Origin of the sequence: Vibrio sp. V39_P1S14PM300 (assembly GCF_009904765.1) — a bacterium.
Lineage (GTDB): Bacteria > Pseudomonadota > Gammaproteobacteria > Enterobacterales > Vibrionaceae > Vibrio > Vibrio proteolyticus.
This window is the reverse complement of sequence record NZ_WXWP01000048.1, coordinates 1-11,092: the sequence shown is the minus strand read 5'-3', so window position 1 is coordinate 11,092 and position 11,092 is coordinate 1. Positions and strand designations below refer to the sequence as shown.

Annotated in this window: 13 protein-coding genes; 10 read left to right on the top strand and 3 right to left on the bottom strand. The window is 49.3% G+C overall.

Annotated features, from left to right (window positions below):
- Positions 1-52: 52 nt before the first annotated feature.
- The 8 genes from CAG65_RS02530 (at position 53) to CAG65_RS02495 (ending at position 6,084) form a co-directional block, all read left to right on the top strand.
- Positions 53-472 (top strand): nuclear transport factor 2 family protein, encoded by a 420-nt coding sequence (locus CAG65_RS02530; protein ID WP_161451956.1) that lies wholly within the window; start codon positions 53-55, stop codon positions 470-472.
- Positions 469-1,194 (top strand): SDR family NAD(P)-dependent oxidoreductase, encoded by a 726-nt coding sequence (locus CAG65_RS02525; protein WP_021704106.1) that lies wholly within the window; start codon positions 469-471, stop codon positions 1,192-1,194. Before CAG65_RS02530 ends, CAG65_RS02525 begins: the two co-directional genes overlap by 4 nt.
- A 5-nt stretch (positions 1,195-1,199) precedes the next feature.
- Positions 1,200-2,480 (top strand): NAD(P)/FAD-dependent oxidoreductase, encoded by a 1,281-nt coding sequence (locus CAG65_RS02520; RefSeq protein WP_021704105.1) that lies wholly within the window; start codon positions 1,200-1,202, stop codon positions 2,478-2,480.
- The gene (locus CAG65_RS02515) at positions 2,480-3,241 is read left to right on the top strand and encodes a DUF1365 domain-containing protein (RefSeq protein ID WP_161451954.1); all 762 of its coding nucleotides are present in this window, start codon (positions 2,480-2,482) and stop codon (positions 3,239-3,241) included. The genes CAG65_RS02520 and CAG65_RS02515 overlap by 1 nt, the downstream gene beginning before the upstream one ends.
- A 20-nt stretch (positions 3,242-3,261) precedes the next feature.
- Positions 3,262-4,500 (top strand): SAM-dependent methyltransferase, encoded by a 1,239-nt coding sequence (locus CAG65_RS02510; protein ID WP_161451952.1) that lies wholly within the window; start codon positions 3,262-3,264, stop codon positions 4,498-4,500.
- Between the two features lie 15 nt (positions 4,501-4,515).
- Positions 4,516-5,025 carry a DUF2878 domain-containing protein gene (locus CAG65_RS02505; protein WP_161451950.1) on the top strand — a complete coding sequence of 170 codons (510 nt, stop codon included), beginning with the start codon at positions 4,516-4,518 and terminating at the stop codon, positions 5,023-5,025.
- 70 nt (positions 5,026-5,095) lie between these two features.
- Positions 5,096-5,566 carry a chalcone isomerase family protein gene (locus CAG65_RS02500; RefSeq protein WP_337247541.1) on the top strand — a complete coding sequence of 157 codons (471 nt, stop codon included), beginning with the start codon at positions 5,096-5,098 and terminating at the stop codon, positions 5,564-5,566.
- Complete coding sequence (locus tag CAG65_RS02495; protein WP_161451946.1) at positions 5,563-6,084, top strand: DUF3833 domain-containing protein; 522 nt, start codon at positions 5,563-5,565, stop codon at positions 6,082-6,084. Before CAG65_RS02500 ends, CAG65_RS02495 begins: the two co-directional genes overlap by 4 nt.
- A 40-nt stretch (positions 6,085-6,124) precedes the next feature.
- Here the strand turns inward: CAG65_RS02495 and purB are convergent, their stop codons facing one another.
- The 3 genes from purB to mnmA form a co-directional block, all read right to left on the bottom strand.
- Positions 6,125-7,495 (bottom strand): adenylosuccinate lyase, encoded by a 1,371-nt coding sequence (gene purB, locus CAG65_RS02490; RefSeq protein ID WP_161451944.1) that lies wholly within the window; start codon positions 7,493-7,495, stop codon positions 6,125-6,127.
- Between the two features lie 139 nt (positions 7,496-7,634).
- Positions 7,635-8,252 (bottom strand): high frequency lysogenization protein HflD, encoded by a 618-nt coding sequence (gene hflD / locus CAG65_RS02485; RefSeq protein ID WP_161451942.1) that lies wholly within the window; start codon positions 8,250-8,252, stop codon positions 7,635-7,637.
- 23 nt (positions 8,253-8,275) lie between these two features.
- Positions 8,276-9,385 carry a tRNA 2-thiouridine(34) synthase MnmA gene (gene mnmA / locus CAG65_RS02480; protein ID WP_161451940.1) on the bottom strand — a complete coding sequence of 370 codons (1,110 nt, stop codon included), beginning with the start codon at positions 9,383-9,385 and terminating at the stop codon, positions 8,276-8,278.
- Between the two features lie 172 nt (positions 9,386-9,557).
- Between mnmA and CAG65_RS02475 the strand changes: the two genes are divergently transcribed.
- Entirely contained in the window at positions 9,558-9,827 is a 270-nt protein-coding gene (locus CAG65_RS02475) for a hypothetical protein (RefSeq protein WP_161451938.1), read from the top strand.
- Positions 9,828-9,930: 103 nt separating this feature from the next.
- A partial coding sequence (locus CAG65_RS02470; protein WP_161451936.1) for an inosine/guanosine kinase occupies positions 9,931-11,092 on the top strand: 1,162 nt, incomplete at its 3' end.

The window sequence follows — 11,092 nt, the reverse complement described above, 5'->3', positions numbered from 1 at the left end:
ATACTACCTTGTACATAATTAATATTTGTATCGCTTTGTAAGGGTCATGTATATGGATGTAGAAACCGTTGGGCGAGTATACAACCAGCTAAACAAGCAGACGCTGCATTTATTGAGGGACATCTACCACGAGGAAGTGGTGTTTGAAGATGCCGCCCATCGTCTGCAAGGGTTGCCTGCTCTGCACGATTATTTTGATTCACTCTACGCCAACGTTACTCGTTGTGAGTTCTCGATTTCTGAACAGCAACAGATCGGTGACACCGGATTCCTGATTTGGACTATGCATCTCCAACATCCTAAGTTGCAGAAAGGCAATCCGATCCAGGTCAATGGTGTCAGTCACTTACGGTTTTCACAGCACAAGGTTATCTATCACCGCGACTACTTTGATTTGGGTGAGATGCTGTATGAGCACTTACCTTTGTTGGGCGCTGTGATTAAGACGGTGAAAAAAAGGCTAGGACAATGAACGGTGTATTGATTACAGGGGCAACCTCCGGCATTGGTATGCAGTTGGCGAAAGATTATGCCGATGACGGCTGGCATGTGATTGCCTGTGGTCGTAATGAGAAGGTGTTAGGTGAACTCGAGTTTTACTCGGATTTAATCAGTGGATTGCGCTTTGACCTTACGAAGCGTGAGCAAACGATAGACGCATTGGCGCATTTGCCGTTCAGACCCCAGCTTTGGATTCTCAATGCCGGTGATTGTGAGTACATCGACAATGGTCATATTGATGCTGGATTGGTTGCGCGGGTAATGGACATTAATGTGACTGGTATGGCGAACGCCATTGAGGGGATACAGCCACACTTCTCTGCGGGTCATCGTATAGTGATGGTAGGGTCCATTGCCAGTGAAGTGGCTTTGCCGCGCGCGGAAGCGTATGGCGCGTCGAAAGCGGCCGTAAGTTATCTCGCCAGAGCGCTGGCTTTGGATCTCAAAAGTCAGGGCATAAGCGTGACGACGGTATTTCCGGGTTTTGTGAAGACGCCGCTCACCGATAAAAACGACTTTCCTATGCCCATGCTTGTCTCTGTTGAACAGGCTTCTCGGTCGATTCGTCGCGGTGTGGCAAAAGGCCGGCGAACACTCTATTTCCCGTTTTGGTTTACCGGTTTTTTCCGTCTGATGTCTCTGCTCCCATACCGTTGGCAAGGCACTTTGGTATCGGCATTAATGAAAGGATAACAGTTATGAATATTGCCATTATCGGCACAGGGATATCCGGTTTGACCTGTGGTCACTACCTGCACGAACAGCACAACGTGACGTTGTACGAAGCGAACGACTACATTGGTGGTCACACTGCGACCGTTGATGTCGAGCTTGATGGCCGCACTTACGCTGTGGACACAGGTTTTATCGTTTTCAACGACCGTACGTATCCACATTTTAACCGCTTGATGCAACGCATTGGTGTGAGTGGCTTGCCGACCGAGATGAGCTTCAGTGTCCACAACCAAACATCAGGTCTGGAATACAACGGCCACACGCTGAGCACACTGTTTGCTCAAAAGCGCAATTGGCTGAACCCTGCATTCTATCACTTTATCTTCGAGATCATCCGTTTTAATCGTCTGGCTAAAGCGCATGCAGAACTAGATTACGCACACACACACACGCTAGGTGAGTTCCTGCATGAGCAGCGTTTCAGCCGAGCCTTCTGTGACAACTATATCCTGCCAATGGGAGCGGCGATCTGGTCATCGACACTGGCTGACATGCGAGCATTTCCGCTGACGTTTTTCCTGCGCTTCTTTCTCAATCATGGCTTGCTTGACATCATTAACCGGCCTCAGTGGTTTGTCATCCCGGGCGGATCCCGACAGTACATCGCGCCGCTCATTCGTGGGTTTGAGGACAAAATACGCCTCAGCTCACCCGTAACTCAGGTGACCCGTCATGTTGATGGTGTGTATGTAGAATCGAATGGGGTGACGGAAAAATACGATCAGGTAATCTTTGCTTGCCACAGTGATCAGGCGCTGGCGATGCTGGCTGACAGCTCGCGAGCTGAACAGGCCATTTTGGGTGCGATGACGTATCAGGCCAATGATGTGATCCTGCATACCGATACGACCTTGTTACCCAAGCGTAAAACTGCGTGGGCGTCGTGGAACTATCGCCTCAACGGGCAATCCGGTGAGGAAATACGCAAGCCGACGTTGACGTACAACATGAATATTCTGCAGCACCTGGACGCTGAGCACACGTTCTGTGTTTCGCTCAACTGCCGTGATGACGTTGCACCAGACAAGGTACTGCGTTCATTTGTGTATCATCACCCAGTATTTACCACCGAATCCATTGCTGCTCAGCAACGCAAAGACGAAATTGATGGAGTTCGTCGAAGCTGGTTTTGTGGTGCTTACTGGCACAATGGTTTTCACGAAGATGGCGTGCGCAGCGCACTGGATGTTGTGGCGCAGATTGAACGTTGTGCATCTGATGTGGTGCATCAAGGGGCAGCCTGATGGCAGAAGACCTCAACAGCCGTTTGTTTGTCGGCACCGTTCGTCATCGACGTTTCACTCCGTTGCAGCATGCTCTGCACTATCGCCTGTTCATGCCGTGTATTGATCTCGATGAGTTATCTCGACTGGAGCAACGCGTGTGGTTATTTGGCCGCCGATGGTTCCACTGGGCGCGCTTTCGTCGTGAAGACTACCTTGGTCAGGGTGACCTGAAACACGCGGTACGAGATAAAGTGTTTGAATTAACCGGAGTCCGGTGTGCCGGCCGGGTCGAGGCGGTGATTCATCTGCGTTACTTGGGTGTGTATTTCAGTCCGGTCAATTTTTATTACTTATATGACTTGGATGGTAACTGGTGTTATTTGCTGGCCGAGGTGAGTAATACGCCCTGGAACGAACGACATTATTACGCAATACCCGCGCAAGGTGGCGATGCAAACCAACATTGGCAACATCAGAAAGCATTTCATGTCTCGCCGTTTAATCCCATTGACCAGCATTATCAATGGCGGCTTAAACCACTGGTTAAAAGTCTGATGGTTCATTTGGAGTGCCATCAAGACGGCAAGGTGTTTGATGCCACTCTGGCCATGAAACCCAAGCCTTTTCGATCTGGACGTTTGCTGCTCGAACTGATCAAAACGCCAGTGATGGCGGTAAAAGTAGTCGCTGGTATTTACTGGCATGCGCTGAAGTTATGGGTGAAAGGGGCACCGCTTTATTCTCACCCGAAATATCACTCTAAATCGCAGAAGAAATAGAACAATAAAGGAGTATTGCAATGTTAAATGCGAATTCAATGACGCTACCTAGGCAACTGACCAGCGTTCAGAAAACCGCGCGTTCACTGTTATTTAAGAGCCTTCATCAACTGAGTGTCGGCTGTCTGACTGTTGTGGAATCGTATGGCGAGGCAGAAGGGCAAGACACCTTTTACGGCGGGGAACATCATGATTTGCATGCGGTGATAGAGATACATCATCCGGGCTTTTTTCTGCGTGTTGCGCGCGGGGGGAGCATTGCCGCAGCGGAAGCGTATATGGACGGTTGGTGGGACAGCCCGAACCTGACCCGCTTGATGGAACTAATGGCTCGTAACCTGACTGCGCTAGATGATATGGAGCGTCGCAGCAGTTGGTTAACCCGACTGACGTATCGCGTAGGCCATTGGCTGAACCGCAATACATTGCAACGCTCCAAGCAAAATATTCATGCTCATTACGACCTCGGCAACTCGCTCTACGAGACGTTTCTTGATCACAACATGCTGTATTCGTCAGGCGTGTACCTGATAGATAGCGATACGTTGGAGCAAGCTCAGAACAACAAAATGGCCAGATTGTGTGAGCAGCTCAAGCTCAGCGCTGACGATCATGTGATTGAAATCGGTACTGGTTGGGGCGCGATGGCAATTTATATGGCGAAGCACTTTGGCTGTCAGGTGACGACCACTACCATTTCAGACGAGCAATACCTATACACCCAAGAGGCTGTGGCTAAAGCGGGGCTTGAAGATCGTATAACGCTGCTAAAGCGAGACTACCGAGAGCTAGCCGGCCAGTACGATAAATTGGTGTCGATCGAGATGATTGAAGCGGTCGGACGCGAGTTTCTTCAATCTTATATTCAAAAATGCCAGTCACTGCTCAAACCCGGTGGCTTAATGGCCATTCAGGCGATCACTATTGCCGATCAACGCTACGATTACTACGCCGACAATGTCGATTTTATTCAGAAGTATATTTTTCCGGGAGGTTTTCTGCCGTCGATCACTGCTTTGACCAGCGCGACCACTCGACACAGTGATTTGGTATTGCGCGATCTGTTCGATATTGGCAGCAGCTATGCACGGACCCTGGCAGATTGGCGTCAGCGTTTTGACCAAGCAGAAATGCACGTCCGGGCGCTGGGTTACGATGAACGGTTTATCAGGATGTGGCGTTACTACTTTTGCTATTGCGAAGGCGGGTTCCTGGCCAGAAGCATCAGTACGGTGCACATGACGTTTGAGCGCCCTTAGTTGAGGAAACGCAGTATGTGGCGGCTGATCATTGCTTCAACCTGGTTTCAACTCTTGTGGTTTCTGGCGGTCCTTGGTCAGACGGCTTACCAGTACTGGATGCTCGCGGCGGTCGCTTTGACGTATCTGGTTTCCTGGCAAGCTCTGTCCGTGAGAGGGCTTTGGATTGGGGTAATAGCGCTGCTGGGTTGTGGTGTTGACTGGGTAAACAGTCAGGCCAACGTGCTGATCTTTCCACAAGCGTCTTTGCCTGTGTGGCTGGTGGCATTGTGGTTCATCTTTGTCTGGTATGCCATGTTTCTGGTGCCTGTAGTGAGCCAATATCCGTTGCGGTTCGTATCTACAGTCGGAGGAGTTGCTGGGAGCCTCAGCTACTGGGCGGGTTTCAAGCTCGGAGCAGTACAATTTGGCTTTGACACCTTCTGGAGCCTGTTCTTGTTGTGGTTAGAGTGGGCAATACTGGTTGCAATCATCATCAGGGTATTGAGTCATGAAAAGAACAGCTTGGTACAGGGGCGCGATTAGTATCGTTTTGCTGTTGTTATCGTCATTCTCCTTTGCGGTCGTTGCGTCCTCAGGGAGCGAGCACACTTCAGTGCAGTGGAAGAGCTGGCCGACGGTCGGCAAGGCACAGTTGTCCTGGTTTATGTTCGATATTTATGAATCTCGTTTGAAAGCGCCGGCCGGGACGTATCAACTGGCTGACGATATTACCCCTCACGCTTTGGCGCTGCAGATCGATTATCAACGCAACATTTCCCGCGATGAACTGCTTAATGCGACAGCCGAACAGTGGAAAAAACTGGGCTATTCATCAACCCGTTATCGTCCCTGGCTGGCAGCATTGTCTGGATTGTTTCCGGACATTTCCAAAGGGGATCAACTGATTTACGTGACCAACGGTGTAGAGGGGAGCTTATGGTATGCCGAACGCAATCATGCACCGAAAGTGGTCGGTTTGGTATCTGATGAGACGCTGAACGATGCCTTTTTGTCTATCTGGCTATCCCCGCGTAGCCAGTATCCGGAATTAAGAAAACAACTCATAGGGATGCACACGAAATGAAATGGATGGTGGCCATGGTATCCAGTCTTTTACTGATGGTTGGTTGCTCGACCGATGTCGGAGAGTATCAACAAGCGACACCGCGTTTTGATTTGTTTGAATTTTTTCAGGGAGATTTAACGGCCTGGGGCATGATTCAGGATTACAGTGACAAACAGACACGCCGTTTTGAAGTGCAGATACAAGGGCAGGTTGATGGCGATACGCTCACACTGGTTGAAGACTTTGTGTTTGATGATGGAGAAACAGACCAGAGGGTATGGGTGATTAAGCGTGTCGGAGATAAGCGTTATCAAGGGCAGGCGGATGACATTGTTGGTGTGGCCAGCGGAGAAGAAATGGGTAATGTCTTGCAGTGGAAGTACGATTTCGAATTACCGCGCGGCGACTCAACGGTGACCGTAACGTTTGATGATTGGTTATATCGTCAGGATGACAAACGGGCCTTCAATGTGACCAAGATTCGCAAACTGGGGTTTGAGGTCGGGAGGTTGACGATCTTCTTTGAAAAACAATAAAAAAGGCTTCCCTCGGGAAGCCTTTTTTGCTTTTGGCAAATTACAGTTTGTCGGTCAGCTCAATAGCCTGACCAATATAGTTTGCCGGGGTCATCTCTTTAAGACGGGCTTTCTCGTGCTCAGGTAGCTCAAGGCCGTCGATGAAGTTACGCATTGCTTCACCATCGACACGCTTACCACGAGTCAGTTCTTTAAGCTTTTCGTAAGGCTTCTCGATACCGTAACGACGCATCACGGTTTGTACTGGCTCGGCCAGCACTTCCCAGTTCTGATCCAGCTCTTTCAACAGGGCTTCACGGTTCACTTCTAGCTTGCTAATGCCTTTCAGTGTCGACGTGTAGGCAATCACGGCGTAGCCAACACCGACACCCAGGTTACGGAGAACGGTGGAGTCAGTCAGATCGCGCTGCCAGCGTGAAATTGGCAGTTTCTGTGCCAGGTGACCAAAAACAGCGTTAGCCAGCCCTAGGTTACCTTCAGAGTTTTCAAAATCGATTGGGTTGACTTTGTGTGGCATGGTTGAAGAACCGATCTCACCAGCAATGGTTTTTTGCTTGAAGTGGCCAAGTGCAATATAGCCCCAGACATCACGGTCGAAGTCGATCAGAATCGTGTTGAAACGTGCGACGGCATCAAACAGTTCTGCGATGTAATCGTGTGGTTCGATTTGAGTGGTGTATGGGTTCCAGGTTACGCCCAGAGATTCTGTGATGAACTCTTCAGAGAATTTGTGCCAATCCAGTTCTGGGTAAGCAGATAGGTGTGCATTGTAGTTACCAACCGCGCCGTTGATTTTTGCCAGGATCTCAACGTTTGCGATTTGCTTATATTGACGCTCCATACGGTACGCCACGTTTGCCATCTCTTTACCCATGGTTGATGGAGACGCAGGCTGACCGTGTGTACGTGACAACAGAGGGATATCACGGTATTCGACTGCCAGTGCTTTGATGGCATCAATCAGGTTACGGATTTCTGGCAGAATAACCGTCTCGCGCGCTTCCTTGAGCATCAGAGCGTGCGAGGTATTGTTGATATCTTCAGAGGTACAGGCGAAGTGGAGGAACTCGTTCACTGCGTGCAGCTCAGCCACGTCGGCGACTTTCTCTTTCAGGAAGTATTCAACCGCTTTAACGTCGTGGTTGGTGGTGCGTTCAATCTCTTTGATGCGCATCGCGTCGGCTTCAGAGAAGTTCGCGGCCAGGTCGTCCAGGAATTGGTTTGCCTGTGCACTGAATGCTGGTACTTCGGCAATCTCAGCAGTGGCTGCAAGTTTTTGTAGCCAGCGGATTTCAACGATAGTACGGTATTTTAGCAGACCGTATTCACTGAAAATTTCGCGTAACGCAATCGTCTTGCTTCCGTAACGGCCGTCTACTGGTGAAACAGCAGTCAATGCTGACAGTTCCATGATGTTCTCCTGAATTGGGTTTCTAAATTTCGTGAGCTTTATACCAACATCGGTGGCAATTGTCACGAATATTGCGCAAACGTTTGCGCGAGAGTGGTTTGTATCGAAAAAAGAGCTCGCGATAAACGCGAGCTGATCATTACATTCTGGCGAGCAGGATTTGTGCCTGCTGGACCATTTTCTTACGTCCGAAAATCAGGTGACGACGTTTGCCGCCAACCTGGCGCCATAAGACGGCGCAGCGGATACCCGACAGCAGTAGGGCACGGACTTTATGCTGATTCGTGGTTTGTTGCAGTACCGACGGGGTTCCTGTTACCTGAATTCGCGGGCCGATTGGGCTGATGACATCCAGATAAACACTGGCCAGATTGCTGATCATATTGTCGTCAAGCAAATCGTAGTGCTCCAATTGGCGTTCCAACATTTGCAGACGGTCACCCAGTTGAGACATGGCATCACGGCGTCCGGCCAGTTTGCGCTCCAAGGCCATCAGACTGATGATGTAGCGGGTAATTTCGCTGCCAGTAGGCGTGCTGTCGATGCCTTGCACCAAACATTCGAGGCCCACTTTCAGATTGGTTTCACGGCCAAAGACCTCCAGAGTTGAGCCTGGGTTGATGTTCAGCACCGCTTTCAGGGAAGTTTCAAACGCGTCCGAATCACAGTCACCGTTTTTCGCTACCTGTTGAACCAAAGCAACGGCCTGGCAAATGCCGGCAAAAGCGATAGTACGGTCGTAGAGTGTGTTAGCCACGTAGTAGTACTCCTCAATTCCTGTTAAATGCGTTCTTCGATGATGCCACCGCCAAGACACACTTCGTCTTTGTAGAAGACGGCGGACTGGCCTGGTGTCACCGCGACCTGCGGTTCATCAAAGATCACTTTGATGGTTTCATCGTCAACCGGGATGATGGTACATGGAATATCTTGTTGACGGTAACGTGTCTTCACGCTGCATTTCAGTGGTTCTTTTATCGCCACACGGTCGACCCAATGCAGTTGTGATGCGATCAGGCCTTGTGATTTCAGCAGCGGATGATCGGCGCCCTGAACGGCAATCAATACATTGCGTTTGAGATCCTTGTCTGCCACGTACCATGGTTCTTCATTGCCGCCACCGCCTTTTTGGCCACCGATGTGCAAGCCTTTACGCTGCCCCAAAGTGTGATACATCAGACCTTGGTGTTCACCGATGACATGGCCTTCCGGTGTCTCAATTTTACCCGGCTGAGCAGGCAGATAGCGAGACAAGAAGTCAGTAAATTTGCGCTCACCGATAAAACAGATACCGGTCGAGTCTTTTTTCTTGGCTGTGATCAGGCCTTGCTCTTCTGCGATACGGCGAACTTCTGGCTTCTCCAGCTCACCGACCGGGAACAAGCTGCGGCCAATTTGCTCGTGGCTAAGTGTATATAGGAAGTAGCTTTGATCTTTGTTGCTGTCTTTGCCACGCAGCATCTGAGGTCTTTCGCCTTGTTGTGGGAAGGTACGACGCACGTAATGACCCATGGCGATATAATCCGCATCCAGCACTTCGTCTGCAAATTCCAGAAACGCTTTGAACTTAATTTCTTTGTTACAAAGGATGTCTGGGTTAGGAGTCCGACCCGCCTTATATTCCGCCAGAAAGTATTCAAAGACATTGTCCCAGTATTCTGCAGCGAAATTAATGGTATGAAGGTGAATGCCAAGTTTATCGCAAACTGCCTGTGCGTCGGCCAGATCTTCTGCCGCCGTGCAGTATTCTTCGTTGTCATCTTCTTCCCAGTTCTTCATGAACAGGCCTTCAACCTGGTAGCCTTGCTGCTGGAGAAGATAGGCAGAAACGGAGGAATCCACACCGCCGGACATGCCTACTATGACTTTCTTTTGGCTGTTATCAGACATTACTTAACACCACTTAAATAAACTGGACGCAAATTCTATCAGAAAGAGTTTAGAGGCGACAGATCCGAGAGGTGCATCACAAACAACTTTCTGAGCAAAAGCTCAATGGTTTTCAGGATAAGTTTCTATATATGTGGCATAGTGGCGGGAAAACAATACCAGGACCGAAAACATGAGCGAAAAAAGCGAATTTATCGAAGAAGGCGAGTTGCTTGAGATCGTCGAAAACCAACTCGAAGACGGCAATCCACTTAAAGTCAAAGAGACGCTGATGCGTTTGATGATGACAGGGACTTCGCGCGAAGACGCCGTGGCGATGATGGCGTGCGCGGTCTCGATAGAAGTCTTTGATGTGATGAAGAACGGCGGTGAGTTTAATCTCAAACGTTATTCTGAGCACCTGGAACGGCTTCCTGATTTGAGCTTCATGGAAGGTGAATAAAAAATAACAGTCGCAATCGTTTGCTATAATTCCCTTTGTTGCCGCGCCTTAGTGTGCGCGGTAGAATCCGGCATCCTTTCATCCCATACTCAATACAAACACTATGAAATTTCCAGGACAACGTAAGTCTAAGCACTACTTTCCCGTCCATGCGCGCGATCCACTGGTAAGCCAGGCGCAAGACAGCAAAACCATGTCTCGTACCCATATTATTGGTATCGATCAAACATTGGTCGATATAGAGGCAAAAGTCTGTTCAGAAATGATTGCTAAATATGGATTGAGTAAGGGACACTCGTTAGTGATCGATGATGACAGTGCCGAAGCACTGTATAACGAGTTAAAAGAAAGCAACTTAATTACCAATGAATACGCCGGCGGCACGATTGGTAATACTCTGCACAACTATTCCGTGCTGGCGGATGATCGCTCCACTTTACTGGGTGTGATGAGTCAGGACATTAAAATCGGCAGCTACGGCTATCGTTACCTGTGCAACACCTCCAGCCGCATGGATCTCAATTATCTTCAGGGCGTTGAAGGTGCCATTGGCCGCTGCTTTGCACTGATCACAGAAGATGGTGAACGCACATTCGCCATCAGTGAAGGTCAGATGAATAAGCTGAGCCCAAGTAGTATTCCGGAAAAAATCTTTAAAAACGCGTCAGCCCTGGTACTCACTGCGTATCTGGTGCGCTGTAAAGAAGGCGATCCGATGCCGGAAGCCACAATGCGTGCGATTGAATATGCCAAGAAATACGATGTGCCAGTGGTACTGACGCTAGGCACCAAGTTTGTCATTCAGGATGATCCTGAGTTCTGGCAGGAATTTCTGCGTGAGCACGTTTCTGTGGTCGCGATGAATGAAGACGAAGCGGAAGCATTAACTGGCGAAGCAGACCCGTTAGCGGCCTCAGACAAGACGCTTGATTGGGTGGATTTGGTACTGTGTACTGCCGGACCTATCGGCCTGTACATGGCGGGCTATACGGAAGATGAAGCGAAACGCGAAACGTCTTTACCGCTTCTACCGGGATGTATTGCTGAATTTAATCGTTACGAATTCAGCCGTCCGGCGGTTAAAGACGCGTGTAATAATCCGATACGTGTTTATTCACATATTGCCCCTTATATGGGTGGTCCGGAAAAAATTAAAAATACGAATGGTGCTGGTGACGCTGCATTGTCTGCTTTATTACATGATATGGCTGCAAATAAATACCATAAAGAAAATGTGCCGAACTCAAGTAAACATTCTTACACTT

What these genes read in the sequence shown, in the direction of transcription:
- CAG65_RS02495 (WP_161451946.1), top strand. Translation starts at nt 5,563, where the DNA reads ATGAAATGGATGGTGGCCATGGTATCCAGTCTTTTACTGATGGTTGGT.
- CAG65_RS02520 (WP_021704105.1), top strand. Translation starts at nt 1,200, where the DNA reads ATGAATATTGCCATTATCGGCACAGGGATATCCGGTTTGACCTGTGGT.
- purB (WP_161451944.1), bottom strand. Translation starts at nt 7,495, where the DNA reads ATGGAACTGTCAGCATTGACTGCTGTTTCACCAGTAGACGGCCGTTAC.
- CAG65_RS02530 (WP_161451956.1), top strand. Translation starts at nt 53, where the DNA reads ATGGATGTAGAAACCGTTGGGCGAGTATACAACCAGCTAAACAAGCAG.
- mnmA (WP_161451940.1), bottom strand. Translation starts at nt 9,385, where the DNA reads ATGTCTGATAACAGCCAAAAGAAAGTCATAGTAGGCATGTCCGGCGGT.
- CAG65_RS02510 (WP_161451952.1), top strand. Translation starts at nt 3,262, where the DNA reads ATGTTAAATGCGAATTCAATGACGCTACCTAGGCAACTGACCAGCGTT.
- CAG65_RS02475 (WP_161451938.1), top strand. Translation starts at nt 9,558, where the DNA reads ATGAGCGAAAAAAGCGAATTTATCGAAGAAGGCGAGTTGCTTGAGATC.
- CAG65_RS02505 (WP_161451950.1), top strand. Translation starts at nt 4,516, where the DNA reads ATGTGGCGGCTGATCATTGCTTCAACCTGGTTTCAACTCTTGTGGTTT.
- CAG65_RS02515 (WP_161451954.1), top strand. Translation starts at nt 2,480, where the DNA reads ATGGCAGAAGACCTCAACAGCCGTTTGTTTGTCGGCACCGTTCGTCAT.
- CAG65_RS02525 (WP_021704106.1), top strand. Translation starts at nt 469, where the DNA reads ATGAACGGTGTATTGATTACAGGGGCAACCTCCGGCATTGGTATGCAG.